Origin of the sequence: Pseudodesulfovibrio sediminis, from assembly GCF_020886695.1 — a bacterium.
GTDB classification, from domain to species: domain Bacteria; phylum Desulfobacterota; class Desulfovibrionia; order Desulfovibrionales; family Desulfovibrionaceae; genus Pseudodesulfovibrio; species Pseudodesulfovibrio sediminis.
Genome location: NZ_AP024485.1, coordinates 234,770 through 252,581, shown reverse-complemented (window position 1 = coordinate 252,581; position 17,812 = coordinate 234,770). Strand labels below are relative to the sequence as shown.

Sequence of the window (17,812 nt, the reverse complement as noted above, 5' to 3'; positions counted from 1 at the left end):
GTCATCCTTTTTTCACCAGGTTTCTGCCTGTCATCGCAGCAGGCAGTTCAATATCCCACAATCCGAGAATGGTGGGTGCGAGGTCGCCGAGAATTCCTTCATCAAGGGCCACACTTTCGCACCCTTTTTCAATATAGACAAGAGGCACCGGATTCAGGGAATGGGCCGTATGCGGCGAACCGTCTTCGGCTATCATCTGCTCCGCATTGCCATGATCCGCCGTAAGCAGAACGCGTCCGCCGGACTCGATGACCGTGTTAACGATGCGCTTCACACAGGCGTCAACCGTGACACACGCCTGATTGGCCGCTTCGATAATGCCGGTATGACCGACCATGTCGAGGTTGGCCAGGTTGCAAACAACAAGGTCATAGCCCCCCCACTTCCCGATCAATGTGTCCGCGACTTCATCCGCACTCATCTGCGGCTTGAGGTCGTAGGTAGCCACCTCACGCGGAGACGGAATCATGACACGATCCTCTCCTTCAAAAGGCTCTTCGCGTCCACAATTGAGGAAGTAGGTCACATGGGCATATTTCTCAGTCTCGGCGATACGCAATTGCTTCATGCCGTGCTCACACACAACCTCGCCCAGAGTGCCATCATAGCTTTCCGGGGGAAATGCCATAGCCAACGGGAAGGTTGATTCATACTGCGTCATGGTCGCAAACATGGCTGGTTCAACCATTTTGCCACGTTCAAATTCACTGAAATCCTTTTCGAAGACAGCCCGACTGATTTCTCGAGCGCGATCTGCACGAAAGTTGAAAAAGAAGAGGCCGTCACCGTCACCGATGGTTCCATCAACACCGGTCACTATGCTCGGTTTGATGAACTCATCGTTTTCACCGGCGTCATAGGAGGCCTGAATACCGACAAGCGGATCGTTGATCTCAACGCCCTCGCCTTCAATCAACGCCTTGTAGGCCACTTCCACCCGTTCAAATCGTTTGTCGCGATCCATGGCCCAATACCGGCCACTGACTGTCGCGACCTGTCCGATGCCGAGTGTTTCCATTTTTTCCATAAGCTGGCGAACATATCCCAACCCGCTCGTTGGACCGGTGTCACGCCCGTCCATGAACACATGGACGAACACCTGCTCCAGACCCGCAGCCTTTGCGGCTTCCAGAAGCGCATAAATATGATTCTGATGACTATGCACACCACCGTCTGAAACCAGCCCCATGAGATGCAAACGCCCAGTACCCGCCCGGGTCTTGTCCATGAGGTCCTTGAGGACAGCGTTGTCAGCAAAGGAACCATCTTCGATGGCCATGTCTATCCGGGTCATGTCCTGATAAATGACACGACCGCCGCCGATGTTCATATGCCCAACTTCCGAATTCCCCATGAACCCATCAGGCAGACCGACGGAACGCCCGGAGCACAGCAATTGTGAATGAGGATACGTCTCGAATAATCCATCAAGGAACGGCGTTGCGGCATTCCGCACGCAATTTCCCTTGCCCTCAGGAGCGAGTCCCCATCCATCAAGAATCAGCAGCAGGGTTTTGGTCATCTCGGCCATGATTTCTCCAGACTAAATGTCAATTGTGAGCGCTTCGGACCACATGCCTTCAATGTTGTAAAAGTCCCTGAGTTCAACCAGGAAGATGTGCACTAGGACATCATTGAGGTCCACCAACACCCATTCGCCGGTCTTATGACCTTCCATGCTCAGAAATTCGAGTTTCTCTTCGGCGGACCGTTGCAGGATGTTTTCGGCAAGCGCCTTGGCATGCTTCACACCTCGGGCTGACACGATAATGGTCATATCCGTCACGGAGCTGATTTTGGACACATCCAGCACAATGACATCTTCGCCTTGTTTTTCATCCAACCACTGCGCCACGATACGGGCTTTTTCTTCGCTGCTAATGTCCTGAAATTTCTTTTCTTTATTCAACAATGTATTTCCTTGTTCTATACTATTTCGCTGGGAATCGCCCAATCAGAAGCTCATCCAGACTCCGTTTCGGCACATGATGTCTGCCGTTCTCTCCGCTCCAATACTTGATGTCGCCGTCAGAGGGAAGAGGTTCTATTACCACTTCCTGAGCCGGAACACCAAGCGCTAGCACCATAAGGATCTCAAACCTGTCGTCAAGGTCGAATATCCGGGCCAGTTTTTTCCTGTTCACCGTGGCGATGATGCATCCGCCCAGCCCCTGCTCAACGGCACCGAGCATTATGGACTGACACGCAATGCCATGATCACAGCCGGGCGAATCCGCAATCGCAGTATCAAGCATCATTATGATATACCCGGTCGGCTGCTCGCCCTTATCCGGGCCTTTCCAGTCCGGAAGATATCCGGCCCATCCAAGCAGAGGAAATATGGCGTCACATTGATCCGGCTCTGTTGTGACTATATACTTGAGCGGCTGCTTGTTCATCCCGGATGGCATGAAACGCGTCAGCTCCACCAGCGCCTCCAACGTTCCGACATCAATGGGCTGTGACTGATCGAATTTTCGTCTTGTCCGATTCAGTTCCATCAGCTCTCTCAACTGCATACGGCCTCCTTTTTCGACATCGAACAGGATGTAATGTACTTTGCTTCACTCTGCAATGTCACATTCATCCATCAAAAGACAGATATTCCCCGATGTACGCCTGTCACAAAGGATAAACCCCTTGACGCAATTTGCAACATGGGGCACTCTTTTCGCTATGAAAAATTTCTTATTTTCGCGTACTTTCTTCTTTATGAGCACCATTTAGGCCGCTCGTGGAGATTTTCAGGCGAAGATAACGCCGACCTGACCACGGGCTTACTGACCGTGGTTTTTTAGTGGACAATATGGTCGATCCAGACCGCCCAAGGAGGTTTAAGGTGATTTACGACGTACAACAAGAGACCCTTCCCAGAGAGGACCTGGAAAAACTCCAGTTAAGACGCCTTCAGGCCGTGTGCGAACGGGTTTATGCCAACGTCCCGTTCTACAAGAAAAAATTTGATGAAAAAGGGATCAAACCTCAAGATATCAAGTCCCTTAAAGACATCACCTTGTTGCCGTTCACGGTAAAACAGGATCTGCGCGACCAATACCCCTTCGGGCTGTTCGCTGTTCCCAAGGACCAGATCGTCCGCATCCACTCTTCTTCCGGTACCACGGGTACCGCGACGGTCGTTGGCTATACTGCCCGCGACATCAAGAACTGGGGAGAGCTTATGGCCCGCTCCCTGGTGGCCTCTGGTGCATCCGCATCCGACACCGTGCACAACGCTTACGGTTACGGCCTCTTCACTGGTGGGCTGGGAGCGCACTACGGCGCTGAAGCCCTGGGCGCGACCGTTATTCCCATCTCCGGCGGAGCCACTCGCAGACAGGTCACTCTGCTCAAGGACTTTGCCCCGGATGTCATCTGCTGTACCCCCTCCTACGCTTTGTTCCTGGCTGAAACCGGCGAGGATATGGGTATTGATATCCGCGATCTGCCACTGCGCATCGGCATCTTCGGCGCAGAACCGTGGACCAATGAAATGCGTCTTGAAATCGAGAAGAAACTCGGCATCAAGGCCATTGATATTTATGGACTTTCAGAAATCATGGGACCAGGCGTTGCCATTGAATGTCACGAAGCGCAGGATGGCCTGCACATTCAGGAAGACCACTTCCTGGCAGAGACCATTGACCCGGTCTCCGGCGAACCCGTTGCTCCTGGCGAAGAAGGCGAGCTGGTCTTCACGACTCTGACCAAGGAAGGCATCCCGCTGATTCGGTATCGCACCCGCGACCTGACCACCCTGAACACCACACCGTGCATATGCGGCCGCACAACAGCCCGCATGAAACGCGTCACCGGCCGTTCTGACGACATGCTCATCATCCGCGGTGTCAACGTCTTCCCGTCCCAAATCGAATCCATTCTCATCGAAACTGAAGGGCTTACCCCGCACTACCAACTCATCGTCGAACGCCATGGCAACCTCGACACCCTGGAAGTACAGGTGGAAGTGAACGAATCCATGTTCTCGGACGAGATCAAGAGTTTACAGCGTGTGGAATCAAAGGTAATGAAAAATATCAAAGAATTCCTCGGCGTCACAGCCAAGGTCAAACTGGTTGAACCTAAAACCATTGAGCGCTCCATGGGAAAAGCCAAGCGCATCATCGACAACAGATAAATCATTGCCAATAATTCAAGGAGAATACAATGAAAGTCAATCAACTCTCCATATTTCTGGAAAACCGCTCCGGTCGTCTGGCCGAAGTCACTCGCATTCTATCCGAAGCCGATGTCAACATCCGCGCCCTGTCTCTTGCGGACACATCGGATTTCGGCATTCTGCGCCTGATCGTATCCGATTTTGACAAAGCCAAGGAAAAACTCAAGGAAGCCGGATTCACCGTCGGTCGTACCTCTGTGGTCGCCGTCGAAGTCTCTGACGCCCCCGGCGGACTGCACAACATTCTGAGCATGCTGCAGGATGCCGGTATCAATGTGGAATACATGTACGCATTCGTCCGTCAGTCAGGAGACTCAGCTGTTCTGATCTTCCGCTTTGATCGTACAGATCAGGGCATTGAACTTTTGCAGAAAAACGGCATCGCCACCATCCCCGGCGACAAGCTGTACGCAATGTAACCAACTGCATTTAAAAAATAAAGGGGTGAAAGCAGCTGCTTTCACCCCTTTGTTTTTTGATTTGAAACGCGCTCCTTTTCCCCAGCAAGGCTGATCTGGCCCATACCTTTGGAATTGTTTTCATTCGATACACACGAAACAAATCTGCCCCTCTTTTCTGCTCAAACATATTGCCGAAAAAGAACTGTCGGAGTATGAAAGGCTATTAACGTGGTCGTGGGGGAATGCGACCTGAGGTAAAAGGAAGCAATGTGAAAAAAGAAATTATAGACAGCAAATTCATGGAATCAATGGAGAGCAAACGCCCGTTTCTCAAGCGAATGTTCACTGTCTTCATTTCCCAGGAGCCGAAACGCATTCAGGAAATCAAAGACGCCATGGAAGCCAGGGATATCGAACGGTTACGCTACCTAGCCCACTCATTAAAAGGAGGGGCCGCCACCATAGGCGTCGAACGCGTACGTGAGTGCTGTCTGAACCTGGAAAACGCATCAAAGGCTGAAGACATGGATGCCGCCATGACGCATTTTGACAATTTGGAATCTGAAATGCGCAAAGCGTACGCCTTCATGTTCAAATATCTGGCTGATCACTAACACTCAGCCATTCCAATAAAAAAGGCCCGGCAGATAATCTGTCGGGCCTTTTCTCATATATTCGCCAGTGGGGCTTTCCCTATACCGGGCCAAATTCGAACAAAGCCGAACCCGGCTCGGATAAATGTCCACAGCGCTGTGGTCAGCCAAATATAGACCAGAACATGGTCAGGATGTATTGCCTTAATGGCCAGTATGCAGACGCAACTGACAGCCACAGCAATAATCATGGAGTTACGCAGATACCTGAAATCGCCGGCTCCCCAATGAATACCATCGGTCGCGAAAGACAATGAACCAATAGGTTGCGTCAAGGCGACCACAATCCACCCGGGAGCAAAGACCCCGTAGGCCGCCGGGGGAACCAGAAGCCAGGCCACTCCCTCCTGCCCCAGCAACATAAGCACACACATGGCAACACCAGTGCCAAAACTCCACAAGCATACTGATTTTGCCACTCGCTTGGCCTGGAATCGGTCATTTGATCCAAGAAAAAAACCGACCAGACTTTGCCCGGTGATGGCAAAAGCATCCAGAAACAATGCAGAGAAAGTGAAGAATTGACGGATGGCCTGAAATGCAGCGCCTTCGTCTGCCCCGAACCGATTGGCAACACGGGTACAGAGAGCCAGATAAATGAGCACGGCCCCGGTTCGTACGAACAGGTCTCCTCCCACTTTCATCAGTTTACTGACCCCGGCTCCTTTCATGTCCCACGTCAATCCGATACTCGATTTGACAGCCAGTAGACACCAGATGGCTCCAATCCATTGACTGACCGTGCTTGCGATCGCCGCACCCGCGACCCCCATGGGAGCGATGGGCCCGATGCCGAATATGAGCAACCAATCCAAAGGGAGGTTGATAAGGTTGATGCCTACGGCGACATAGAGAGGCGTACGCATATCCTGCACTCCTCTCAACCCACCAAAACAGGCCAGCGATATCAGGACAGCGGGTGCGCCCATAAGACGATAGGTCATATAGTCGCAAGCGAGATCATTGACCTGTCCCATTGCTCCAAAGATACCGGCTATTGGTTCCAAAAACCACATTGCACCAAGCATAAGCATCAGGCCGATTACTGCCGCCAACAGGCACGCCACGGAAAGCACTTTAACGGAGTGGCTTCTGTCGCCCCCTCCGGAATCCTGAGCCACGGCTGTCTGCGTACCGATACCGAGGAAGGTAAACGCCCAGAACATGGACGAAAAGGCGACGGTTCCGATACCCAGAGCCGCCACGGGTTCCGAGCCGGGCATCCGCGCCACGAACGCGGTATCCGCAAGGCCGGTCAACGGCTCTGCAACCAGAGAAAACAAAACCGGTATGGTCAGAGTAATCAAAGTCCGATTGGGTTTGTCGATATATGAATGGCGTGCTGAAGAAGAAGTATGCGTGTCTGACATTTATGGGTGTCCTTATATCGGGACAGCCTGACCATATTCCCTCCTAAATGGCAAGGAGAGGCTTCGCTTTTATTCATTTTTTCTGATACCACAACAGCTATGGAATCCATGGAACTATCACTCATTCTCGGCATTATCAGCCTGCTGTATACAACTATTGAACTAACGGCGATTTTTACTGTTTTTATTGCGGTCAACGACACACGCACTCCACAAGGAGCCATCGCCTGGGCCATTTCCCTCATTACTTTCCCGATTGTCGCCCTTCCCCTCTACTGGATTTTCGGCCGCCCGAAATTCCATGGCTATGTGGACGCAATCCGTGCCGGTAGAGAAGAGTTCAGGGCCCTCATTGGTAACGAACATGCTATTCCAGGGGTACGGGACCTGGCGGAAAGGCGCAGCCCCCACGCCCCGAGAACAGTCTTTGAGACCCTTGCCAGAATACCCTTCCTGGGGGGTAACGACCTTGAATTGCTCATCGACGGCCCCGCGACTTTTGAGGCTATTTGTGCTGCAATCGAAAGAGCCAAGCGCTATGTCCTGATTCAATTCTTCATTGTCCACGACGATACTCTGGGCAAACGCATACAACAACTCCTGATCAGAAAAGCCAGTGAGGGAATACGGATACATTTTCTCTATGATGAAATAGGCTGCCACAACACGCCGAATTCATACTGGGAGACGCTACGCGCATCCGGCGTTGATATTCGCCCCTTCCATACCACAAAAGGTCCGGGCAACCGGTTCCAACTCAACTTCAGGAATCACCGGAAAATCGTTGTCGTCGATGGAAAAACAGCCTTTGTCGGCGGACACAACATCGGTGATGAGTATATGGGAAAATCCAAAAATTTCAGTGGATGGCGAGATACCCACATGCGCATTACCGGGCCAGCGGTGCTCGGTGTACAAGTCAGCTTTGGCAAGGACTGGTACTGGGCGACACAGGATATCCTCGACCTCGACCTGTCCATGCCCGCCCATACTGGAAACGCCGAAGTTCTGGCTCTCGGGACCGGCCCGGAAGACCGGCTGGAAGCGTGCTCACTGATGTTCATCCGGTCTATCGAAGCAGCCCAGGAGCGTTTCTGGATCGCCAGCCCCTACTTCGTACCCGACAGTGCGGTCATGAAAGCCATCCAGCTCGCAGCCTTACGCGGCGTGGATGTCCGTATCATGCTGCCGGAGAAAGCCGATCACCGCCTCGTTTATCTAGCCGGATTCGCTTGCCTCAAGGAGCTGGACTTGCCCGGTGTCCGGGTCTATCGCTACACTGAAGGCTTTTTACACCAGAAAACCTTCCTCGTGGACGACATCCTCGCAGGTGTGGGAACCGCCAATCTGGACAACCGCTCATTCAGACTCAACTTCGAAATCACCATGCTCATCGAAGATGAACCCTTTTGCCAGAAAATCGAAGCCATGTTTCTGGATGATTTCAAACGCTGTATCGAAACCGGGCCTGACGAATTCGACCACAAGAATTTCTTATACAAAACCGCCATCAAATTTGCCCGGCTGTTTTCCCCGATCCTGTAAGTCCTCGGCTGGGATACTCAATACATTCCAACCCAAAAGGGAACCTTCGATTGAAGGTTCCCTTTTTTGTTTAACAGCGTTCTCTGACTCTAGAACATGTCTGCCATGGCATAGAGCTTTCCAGGCTTCTGCGTGGACATCCACTTCGCCGCCCGCAACGCACCGGCCGCAAAGGTATCACGGGTACTCGCACGATGCGTGACCTCGATACGCTCGCCTGGGCCGAAGAAATACATGGTGTGGTCACCGACCACATCGCCACCGCGCAGGGTCTGCACCCCAATTTCCTTTTTCGGGCGTTCGCCGATGATGCCGTCACGGCAATGTTTTTTGACATCATCATATTCCCAGCCACGCGCTTCAGCCAGGCATTGAGCCAGCTTAAGCGCCGTGCCGCTGGGAGAATCCTTCTTCATTTTGTGGTGTGTTTCCACTACCTCAATGTCGTAGTCCTCGCCCAAAGCCTCAACCAGCTTTGGCATGAAAGAAAGAAGTACGTTGACGCCAACAGACATGTTCGGTGCCCAGAAGATGGGAGCTTTCTTGGCAGACTCTTCCAATTCGGCCACCTGCTCCTTGTTGATGCCGGTGGTGCCGATCACAACCGGATTGCCAAACCTGGCAGCCAGTTTCGCGGTTGCAACAGAGGATTCAGGGGCAGTGAAATCAATGACAACCGCGCCCGGAACCTTGGGCAGCAAATCTTCAAGACAATCCGAGACCTCACAATCTTCATAGACCATACCGTCTGCATTGCCCTTACGTTCGCACGCACCCACCAGATTCAGTTCATCATCGGCCAGGGTCATATTGGCCAGGGTATTCCCCATCCGTCCCTTGGCACCTAAGATAACAATGTTGACTGCCATGGTCCTTCTCCTCGTAAGTCGTTAAAATTGTATACTTAGAAGTCCAACAAGGACTTCTGTTTCTTCAGTTCAGGCTTTGGAGAAACGTCCTGCTCCTGCGTGTGCAGTAATGCCTGAAAGGTCGTAAAGTCAATAATATCAAGTCCCAGCTTCTCGGCTTTGGCGATCTTTGAGCCAGCTTTTTCACCTGCAACCACATAGTCCACCTTCTTGGAAATAGCGTTGACAGAGATGCCGCCCTGCGCTTCGACCATTGCCTGCGCTTCCGGTCGCTTCACAGGCAATGAGCCGGTAAAAATGAACACCTTTCCCTCAAGGGGAAGACTTTCGGCGGCTTCGCTTTTTACGCCTCCGCCTTTTGGCCAGAAACCAATGGCCTTGAATTTATCGAACAGTTCCCTGGCTTCCTCACTCTGAAAGTATGTTGAAAGGCTTTCAGCGACAACAGGACCGACATCGTTCAAATCCTGCAACTCTTCACGCGAAACCCTGCCAATGGCTTCCAGATCTTCAAAATTATTGGCAAGTGTGCGGGCTGTCTGTTCGCCCACATGACGGATACCGAGTCCGGCAACAAGTCGCCATAACGGGGCCACTTTCCTTGCTTTTTCAATAGCTGCAATAAATTTTTCAGCTGACTTGTCGCCCATACGCTCATATTTGAGCAGATCGGTTTTCTTGAGTGTGAAAAGATCCGCAGGTGTTGTCAGGACGCCTTCTTCAGCAAGCTTCTGGACCCACTTCTTGCCTACGCCTTCCATGTCCAGCCCGGCCTTGGAAACAAAATGAATCATTCGTTGAACCGTCTTGGCTGGACAGGTCGGGTTGGTACAGATCACCCGCTCCCCATCTTCAACGGCCTCACTCCCACAGACCGGACATTTCATGACAAATTCGTACTTCCTGGCGGATGCAGGACGCTGTTCAAGATCCACAGACAAAACCTGCGGAATGACATCTCCGGCCCGCTGGATAAGCACGGTATCACCGATACGAAAATCCCGTTCCTCAATATATCCCTTGTTATGGAGTGTCGCCTTGGAAACCTCAACGCCAGCCAGTCGAACCGGCTCCAGTTCAGCGACAGGTGTCAACACGCCACTCCGGCCCACCTGGATACGGATAGCATGGAGTCGTGTCTTGATCTGATGCGCTGGAAATTTGAGCGCCAACGCCCAACGGGGAGCGCGGGAGGTAAAGCCGAGCGCTTCCTGCATCTCAATGCTGTTGACCTTGGCAACCACACCATCAATCTCATAGGGCAGGTCATCCCTCTGAGCCATGAGCGTTTCAAAATACGCTGCGACATCCTGGCTAGTCCGGCACAAACGAGCTTCGGCAGCAACAGCAAAACCGAGTTGCCCAAGCCCTTCCATAATCTCCTGCTGGGTGGTCCAGGGAGACTCCTCTCCCCCCGACTGTACACGCCCTATGCCATAGCCCATGAACTGCAACGGGCGCGATGCTGCCACTTTGGGATCAAGCTGACGAATGGTCCCGGCTGCCGCGTTTCGAGGATTAGCAAAGACCTTTTCACCAGCCTCGGCCTGTCGAGTGTTAAGTGCGGCGAAATCAACATTGGACATGATGACTTCGCCACGGACTTCCAGTAACTCCGGAACCGCCTGTCCACGAAGCGTCAAGGGCAGATTCATGACAGTGCGCATATTATGGGTCACGTCTTCACCTATCAACCCATCGCCTCGGGTTGCCGCCCTGACAAACCGCCCTTGTTCGTAGATCACTTCCATGGCCAGACCATCCATCTTCGGATCAGCCCAATACTGAATGTCATCGCTGTCCAGACCTTTGACCACACGCTCCGTAAACGCCTGCCATGCCTCCAGATTCATACCGTTGTCCAGGCTGTACATACGCTGAGCGTGTTCATAGGGAGTAAACCCTTCGGCAGGCTCTCCTCCCACACGCCTGGTGGGTGAATTGGGATCATCCAACTCAGGGTGCGTCTCTTCCAGAGCGGCCAGCTCACGAAAAAGCGCATCGTATTCGATATCGGTGATTTCCGGTGCATCAAGCACGTAATATCTATGGTTATGGTACTCGATTTTTTCACGCAAGAATGCTGCGCGCTCTATGACGCTTGATGAAGCCATATATCCAACCTGTTTGGCAGTTGTTATAAAATTTCTTTAATTTCAGAGAGGTTCTTTCTGTTGCCCACGGCAATCAGCGTGTCATCCGCATTGATGACTTCCTTGGGACCGGGATTGAAGACCATTTCACCGGAATCTTTCTTGATGGCAATGATGATAAGATTATAATTGGGACGGATCTTGGATTCAATAAGATTTTTGTCCACGAGAGCAGAAGTCGGAGAGACTTTCAGCTCTTCCATCTGGAGGTCAATGCCTCCGCGCACAGCGAGCTCCATAAAGTTGGTCACAGTCGGACGAAGGACATTCTGCGCCATGCGCAGACCGCCTATGAAATGCGGGAGAACGACGCGATCCGCACCGGCCAGCTCAAGGCGTGAAATATGTGTTTTGTCACCAGCACGGGCCACAATGCTGATATCCGGGTTAAGCTGACGAGCTGTCAAAGTCACGTACACGTTGGCAGCTTCACTGGACAAGGCGGAAATAAGGGAATTCGCCTGGAGCAATCCGGCACTCAGCAGCACTTCATCACTTGTGGCATCGCCATCAAGACAGAGAATGCCATCCTGCTCCATCTTGTCGATAAGTTCGGCATTCTGCTCAATAACCACGATATCATGACCTTCTGCAGTAATTTCCTGCACAACGATACTGCCAATACGGCCATAACCACATATAATAAAATGGTTTCTTAAACGACTTATTTCTTTCATCATCTTATGTTTACCCCACAAAATTTGCAGTCGACCGTCAATCAAAATCTGAGCAAATGCACCCGCTATGTATACGAAGCCACCCACACCACCCATAATGATGAATGCTGTGAAGATACGGCCTTCTTCGGAGAGAGGGTTCACTTCCATGAACCCCACAGTGGATAGAGTGATAACAACCATGTAGAAGGCGCTCGTAAAGTCCCAGTGCTCATACCCCATGTAAAAACCGATCCCCACAAGGAAGATCACGAACATGTATATGAAACCAAGGACAATGCTCCAGAAGGAGCCAAGCTTTGCTCTCTGGCGTAACATTCGTCGATGCAAGGTATTAATCATAACCTACCCCAGCTCAAGTATGCGCTCGCGAAGCAGGGCAACACGATCCCTGAGTTCTGCTGCCCGCTCAAATTCCAGTTCTTTTGCCGCCTCGCGCATTTCACGCTCCAACCGCTTGATATTTTTTTTCAAGACCTTCGGGTCACTTCCGTATCCGGCGCCAGGTTCAGCGGCCACGCCCATGGAAGACTCCACCTTGCCGCCAGACAGCTCACCAAAGAGATTGTCGACTTTTTTACGGATAGTGGTAGGCGTGATACCATTAAGCTCATTATATTCCAGCTGTTTCTGACGCCTGCGGCTGGTTTCATCCATGGCCTGCGCCATGGATTTCGTAACCTTGTCTGCATACAGAATGACCCGCCCGTCAGAGTTTCGTGCAGCCCTCCCAAATGTCTGGATAAGCGACCGCGTGGAGCGCAGGAACCCCTCCTTATCGGCGTCAAGGATTGATACCAACGAAACTTCTGGGATATCAAGGCCTTCGCGCAACAAATTAATACCCACAAGCACAAAAAATTCACCGGCACGAAGCGCCTGAATAATTGCCATCCGCTCAAGGGTATCAATATCTGAATGAAGGTACTTGGCTTCTACCCCCATCTGGTTCAGATATTCATTCAGGTCCTCTGCCATACGCTTGGTCAACGTGGTCACCAAAACCCGTTCATCTCTCGCTTGTCTTTTCTTACATTCCGCAAGCAAATCGTCAATCTGCCCTTGTGTTTTCCGCACTTCGACCAGAGGATCCAGCAACCCGGTGGGACGGATGATCTGCTCCACCACCACACCCTCTGCAAGATCAATCTCAAGAGGGCCGGGCGTAGCCGACACATACACGGCCTGATTTATCCGCTCCTGAAATTCTTCGTAATTGAGAGGTCGGTTATCCAGGGCTGAAGGCAGCCGGAACCCGAAATCCACCAACGTGGTCTTGCGCGACCTGTCTCCCTTGAACATCCCTCCGACCTGCGGCAAGGCGATATGGGATTCATCCGCAAACAGGATAAAATCGTCAGGGAAATAATCGAGCAACGTTGCCGGCGGTTGCCCGGTATGTCGGCCATCCAGATGCAGGGAGTAGTTCTCGATACCATTACAGTATCCAAGCTCCTCAATGGTTTCGAGGTCGTACATGGTCCGCTGCTCAAGACGCTGGGCCTCGACCAACTGATTCCTGCCCTTGAGATAGGCAAGGCGTTTCTGCAGCTCGTCACGGATATCAGATACGGCACGGTCAAGATTGTCCCTGTCTGAAACGAAGTGACTGCCCGGATAAATAACGGTTTTTCTGAGTCTGTCCTTGATCTCGCCGGTCAGCGGGTCAGTCTCGCAGATGGAGTCGATTTCGTCGCCGAAAAATTCGATGCGCAATGCTTTTTCGCGGCTATAGGCCGGAATGATCTCCACCACATCGCCACGCACACGGAATGTACCACGATGAAAATCATAATCGTTTCGTTCGTAATGGATCTCCACCAGCCGCTCCAGAAGCGACTCCATGGACAAGATCTGCCCCTGCTCAACCGGAATCACCATTTTGGCATAGAACTCCGGGGAACCAAGCCCATAGATACAGGACACAGACGCAATGATGAGTACATCTTTTCGCGTCAATAATGCATGGGTCGCAGCGTGCCGCATCTTATCAATGTCATCATTGATGGACGAATCCTTTTCAATGTAGACATCCGAATGCGGCAGATACGCTTCGGGCTGGTAGTAGTCGTAATAACTAACGAAATATTCAACCGCGTTATCAGGGAAGAGCCCACGAAACTCCGTATACAACTGTGCGGCAAGGGTCTTATTGGGAGCAAGCACCAAGGCGGGACGATTGAGCTGGGCCACCACATTGGCCATGGTGAAGGTCTTTCCTGTCCCGGTCGCACCCAGCAGGACCTGGTCGCGCACACCGCCTTTCAGCCCTGCAATAAGCTCGGCCACGGCCGCGGGCTGGTCTCCTTTGAGGGTGTATTCACTTACAAGCGTAAAATCAGGCATTATTTGATAATCCAGGGCTTGAGGAAGCCCGCTAAAACACGTAATAATCAGATGACAACTGTAACCACTTCATCCGGAGACTACCATGGACATCAGCATAGATACGCCTCATTCCCCTCTGCCGACCGATCGCGCCCACACTCTTTCCATGGTCATCAAAAGTTTCAAGGGACGACGCGACGTCGCAGTGCATCTCTTCCGAGGACAATGGGGTCCTTCAGATGAAAACCTTGACTGGGCGACACTCATCGGCCCCCCTTTGGACGCCACTCATACTGACCCTGCCGGGAGTCGAAAAATCATTCTCGAATCCTTTACGGACGTGGAGCGAGACAGAATAATAAGCTACCTCAAAGAGCAATATTCCACAAGACTTACAGGCATACGCTCCGCTGTCTTGACCTTTCCGGTGCCAGCTGGTTTGACAGGACTGACACAGGTGGAACCAGGCAAGGCCAGAGGCTTTATCGAGTTCGAAAAAATACCAAGCTATCCTTTGGATATCCCTCTGAAAGGATTTTATGACCTGAATCAGCATCAACCCATGGTGGAAGAATAAAACCACCTATTGCTGATCATCAAACCGCCACAGCCCTTCTCGGGTCGGGACTTCCATTGCTTCGTGGAGCATGGCCAAAAAGCGGAAACGGAGCATTTCCCGGGCACCAAAGCGAAGGAGGTGCTGTGTCGTCTGCTGACAATCTATCAGGCTGAAATTCCACTTCTTCAGTTGCTCGATACACATGGCAAATGCGGCCTTGGATGCGTCCGGCACAGAATAAAACATGGATTCGCCAAAAAAAACCGATCCAAGAGAAACGCCGTAAAGTCCTCCTACCAATTCGCCCCCCTGCCACGCCTCCACCGAATGGGCATACCCAAGCTCATGGAGCATGACATACGCTTCCACCATATCCTCGACAATCCACGTGCCCTCCTGCCCAGGGCGGGGACAACAGGCGCATTTTCGCACGACCTCCTCAAAGCACGTGTCCATGGTGAAGGTAAACGTTCCCTTGTTGAGCACTCGGCGCAGACTGCGTGGCATGTGGAATTCATCGGGAATCAGGATTAAACGAGGGTTGGTAGACCACCACAGGATAGGGGAATCTTCGGCATACCAAGGGAAAATTCCGTTGGAATACGCGTTAAGCAGGCGTTGTGGACTCAAGTCTCCGCCCACGGCAAGGAGACCGTCAGGATCAGCCTGCTCCGGATCGGGGAATACGGGTTCATCGAAAAGTCGGTAAATCATGCGCTGCCAAAAAAAGAGGCGGCCAGTGCCGCCCCTTTTACCATATCTATTGTTTCCGACCTGTTGGCTCGAAGCTGAAGACAAACTCTCCGACTTCTTCCGGTGTGGAGGTTTTGCGGGATTTCCTAACCTTTGCCGGCACATCAACAGAAACCACTCCGCCATTAACCAGCTCACCAAAGAGCAGCTCATCAGCAATGACGTCCTTGATTTCGGTCTGGATCACCCGCCCAAGGGGACGTGCCCCCATGGCTGTATCGTACCCGAGCACGGCCAGTCTGGCGCGGGCCTTGTCCGAAAGCGTCACCACCACCCGGCGATCCTGAAGCTGATCGTTCAATTCATGTACGAACTTGTCGACAATCAATTCCATCACCGGCTGTTCAAGCGCCTTGAACGTCACTATGGAATCAAGCCTGTTTCTGAATTCCGGGCTGAAGAGTTTCTCCAGTGCCTTCAAGGCTCCACCTTCGCGGTCAGCGTTCTCATTACGCTGGAACCCAATGGCGCCCTTGGACATCTCGCGCGCTCCGGCATTGGAAGTCATCAGCAGGATAACGTGCCTGAAATCGGCTTTGCGGCCATTATTATCAGTGAGCGTGGCGTAATCCATCACCTGCAACAGGATATTGAATACATCCGGGTGCGCCTTTTCAATTTCATCAAATAAAACAACACAGTGCGGCTTCTTGCGCACACCTTCGGTCAGCAAGCCGCCCTGATCAAAACCGACATAGCCGGGAGGCGCACCAATGAGCCGAGCCACTGCATGCTTTTCCATATACTCGGACATGTCGAAACGGATAAATCCGATATCAAGAACATTTGCCAACTGACGGGCCAGTTCGGTCTTACCCACTCCGGTAGGCCCGGTAAGCAGAAAACTGCCAACGGGACGCCCGACCTGCCGCATGCCTGCGCGGGACCGCTTAATGGACTGGGACAACGCTGCCACGGCTTCATCCTGACCAAAAAGCACTGACCTGAGATCGTCCTCAAGACTCTGCAGACGCGCCCTGTCGGACATCGTCAACCTGCGAGCCGGGATGCGGGCCATACGGGCTACAACCTTTTCAATGTCGGCCACCTTTATGCGGTTGCCCTTTCTCTGACGTGTGGAGAGCTTATAGAGCGCCCCAGCCTCGTCCATGACATCAATAGCCTTGTCAGGCAAATACCGATCAGTGATATGACGTTCAGCCAGTTCAGCCGCAGCCTTGAGAGCAAAATGTGTGTAATTGACTCCGTGAAATGCCTCGTAATGGGGCTTCAATCCCTTGAGAATAGCCACAGTCTCTTCCACTGTGGGTTCATTTATTTCAATTTTCTGGAAACGACGCGACAGTGCGCGATCCTTTTCGAAATGATTCTTGTATTCTTCGAAAGTCGTGGACCCCATGCAACGGATCTCGCCGGACTGCAACAACGGCTTCAGAATATTCGATGCGTCCATGCTCCCGCCGCTGACGGAACCGGCACCGACGATGGTATGGATTTCATCCATGAACAGGATGGCTTCCTTGTTCTGCTTCAATTCTTCAAGCACACCCTTGAGCCGTGCCTCGAAGTCACCTCGGTACTTGGTCCCTGCCAAAAGCGAGCCCATGTCGAGGCTGTAGATCTCGGCATTGATAAATTCCTTGGGAACATTCCCCTCCACAACCATAAGTGCCAACCCTTCGGCCATGGCTGTCTTGCCCACACCGGGATCGCCCACATAGATGGGATTATTCTTGCGACGACGGGCCAGAACCTGAACGGTACGCTCCAGCTCTGGTCCTCGACCGATGAGCGGATCAATAAGCCCTTCGGCCGCACGGTCAGTCAGATTGACCGTAAACTCCTTCAGCGGACTTTTCTTGTCTCCAGGACGTGTTTCCAAAGGATCAGGCTTGGTGTGATCTGTGCCGAGATCATTCCAATCCTCACTCATGGACATCCCATGCGAGATGAATTCCAAAATATCGAGACGGGAAACGTCATGGGTCCGCAAGAAGTACACGGCATAGGAGTCTTCTTCATCAAACATGGCGGCCAGGACATCTCCGACCTCTACCGTGGTCTTGCCCGAAGCCTTTTTTTGCCAGACTGCGCGTTGAAGAACCCGACGCACACCCAATGTCTGGATGACCTCAGACTCGGTGCCTTCGGGCAAAGCTTCCATATTTTCCACGAAAAAACGCCCCAACTGATCACGAAGACGCTCCATTTCCGCGCCACACGCCTCCAGGATTTCCTCACCCTGTTCCTCAATGGAGATAGCGTAGAGAAGGTGTTCGAGCGTGAGGAATTCATGATTCCTGCTCTTTACCTCGTTGACAGCAGAGGTCAACGCACTTTCAAGTTCCTTACTGAGCATAGTCATA

The 17,812-nt window shown here is 52.2% G+C and carries 15 protein-coding genes; 5 read left to right on the top strand and 10 right to left on the bottom strand.

Annotation, left to right across the window (positions count from 1 at the left end; all coding sequences use genetic code 11):
• Position 1: 1 nt before the first annotated feature.
• Genes gpmI through SRBAKS_RS01195 form a run of 3 tightly spaced genes read right to left on the bottom strand, consistent with a single transcriptional unit; the run spans position 2 to position 2,519 of the window.
• Positions 2-1,531, bottom strand: coding sequence for a 2,3-bisphosphoglycerate-independent phosphoglycerate mutase (gene gpmI / locus SRBAKS_RS01205; RefSeq protein WP_229592769.1), 1,530 nt, complete (start codon positions 1,529-1,531; stop codon positions 2-4).
• A gap of 12 nt (positions 1,532-1,543) precedes the next feature.
• Positions 1,544-1,912, bottom strand: a complete 369-nt coding sequence (gene rsfS, locus SRBAKS_RS01200; protein WP_347339441.1) for a ribosome silencing factor — start codon at positions 1,910-1,912, stop codon at positions 1,544-1,546.
• Positions 1,913-1,931: 19 nt separating this feature from the next.
• Positions 1,932-2,519, bottom strand: a complete 588-nt coding sequence (locus tag SRBAKS_RS01195; RefSeq protein ID WP_229592767.1) for a nitroreductase family protein — start codon at positions 2,517-2,519, stop codon at positions 1,932-1,934.
• A gap of 320 nt (positions 2,520-2,839) precedes the next feature.
• On the opposite strand from SRBAKS_RS01195, the gene SRBAKS_RS01190 reads away from it, so the two are divergent.
• The 3 genes from SRBAKS_RS01190 (at position 2,840) to SRBAKS_RS01180 (ending at position 5,192) form a co-directional block, all read left to right on the top strand.
• Complete coding sequence (locus SRBAKS_RS01190; RefSeq protein WP_229592765.1) at positions 2,840-4,135, top strand: phenylacetate--CoA ligase family protein; 1,296 nt, start codon at positions 2,840-2,842, stop codon at positions 4,133-4,135.
• Positions 4,136-4,164: 29 nt separating this feature from the next.
• The gene (locus SRBAKS_RS01185; protein ID WP_229592763.1) at positions 4,165-4,596 is read left to right on the top strand and encodes an ACT domain-containing protein; all 432 of its coding nucleotides are present in this window, start codon (positions 4,165-4,167) and stop codon (positions 4,594-4,596) included.
• Between the two features lie 251 nt (positions 4,597-4,847).
• Positions 4,848-5,192 carry an Hpt domain-containing protein gene (locus tag SRBAKS_RS01180; RefSeq protein ID WP_229592761.1) on the top strand — a complete coding sequence of 115 codons (345 nt, stop codon included), beginning with the start codon at positions 4,848-4,850 and terminating at the stop codon, positions 5,190-5,192.
• Between the two features lie 53 nt (positions 5,193-5,245).
• Here the strand turns inward: SRBAKS_RS01180 and SRBAKS_RS01175 are convergent, their stop codons facing one another.
• Entirely contained in the window at positions 5,246-6,601 is a 1,356-nt protein-coding gene (locus SRBAKS_RS01175; protein WP_229592758.1) for an MATE family efflux transporter, read from the bottom strand.
• A 108-nt stretch (positions 6,602-6,709) separates the two neighbouring features.
• Between SRBAKS_RS01175 and cls the strand changes: the two genes are divergently transcribed.
• Positions 6,710-8,146 (top strand): cardiolipin synthase, encoded by a 1,437-nt coding sequence (gene cls / locus SRBAKS_RS01170; RefSeq protein WP_229592756.1) that lies wholly within the window; start codon positions 6,710-6,712, stop codon positions 8,144-8,146.
• 89 nt (positions 8,147-8,235) lie between these two features.
• Here the strand turns inward: cls and dapB are convergent, their stop codons facing one another.
• From dapB to uvrB, 4 genes are read right to left on the bottom strand one after another with little or no spacing between them, the layout of a single operon-like run.
• The gene (dapB, locus tag SRBAKS_RS01165) at positions 8,236-9,015 is read right to left on the bottom strand and encodes a 4-hydroxy-tetrahydrodipicolinate reductase (RefSeq protein WP_229592754.1); all 780 of its coding nucleotides are present in this window, start codon (positions 9,013-9,015) and stop codon (positions 8,236-8,238) included.
• Between the two features lie 35 nt (positions 9,016-9,050).
• Positions 9,051-11,129 (bottom strand): NAD-dependent DNA ligase LigA, encoded by a 2,079-nt coding sequence (gene ligA, locus SRBAKS_RS01160; protein WP_229592752.1) that lies wholly within the window; start codon positions 11,127-11,129, stop codon positions 9,051-9,053.
• Between the two features lie 23 nt (positions 11,130-11,152).
• Positions 11,153-12,163, bottom strand: coding sequence for a potassium channel family protein (locus SRBAKS_RS01155; protein ID WP_229592750.1), 1,011 nt, complete (start codon positions 12,161-12,163; stop codon positions 11,153-11,155).
• A 27-nt stretch (positions 12,164-12,190) separates the two neighbouring features.
• Positions 12,191-14,191 carry an excinuclease ABC subunit UvrB gene (uvrB, locus tag SRBAKS_RS01150; protein WP_283816504.1) on the bottom strand — a complete coding sequence of 667 codons (2,001 nt, stop codon included), beginning with the start codon at positions 14,189-14,191 and terminating at the stop codon, positions 12,191-12,193.
• A gap of 85 nt (positions 14,192-14,276) precedes the next feature.
• Here uvrB and SRBAKS_RS01145 point away from each other — a divergent pair, with 85 nt between their 5' ends.
• Entirely contained in the window at positions 14,277-14,750 is a 474-nt protein-coding gene (locus SRBAKS_RS01145) for a hypothetical protein (RefSeq protein ID WP_229592747.1), read from the top strand.
• A 6-nt stretch (positions 14,751-14,756) separates the two neighbouring features.
• On the opposite strand, the gene aat is transcribed toward SRBAKS_RS01145, so the two are convergent.
• On the bottom strand, positions 14,757-15,446 hold the full coding sequence (gene aat / locus SRBAKS_RS01140) for a leucyl/phenylalanyl-tRNA--protein transferase (protein WP_229592745.1): 690 nt from the start codon (positions 15,444-15,446) through the stop codon (positions 14,757-14,759).
• A gap of 46 nt (positions 15,447-15,492) precedes the next feature.
• A complete protein-coding gene (clpA, locus tag SRBAKS_RS01135) occupies positions 15,493-17,805 on the bottom strand; it encodes an ATP-dependent Clp protease ATP-binding subunit ClpA (RefSeq protein WP_229596877.1) in 2,313 nt (770 codons plus the stop codon).
• Positions 17,806-17,812: the final 7 nt, after the last annotated feature.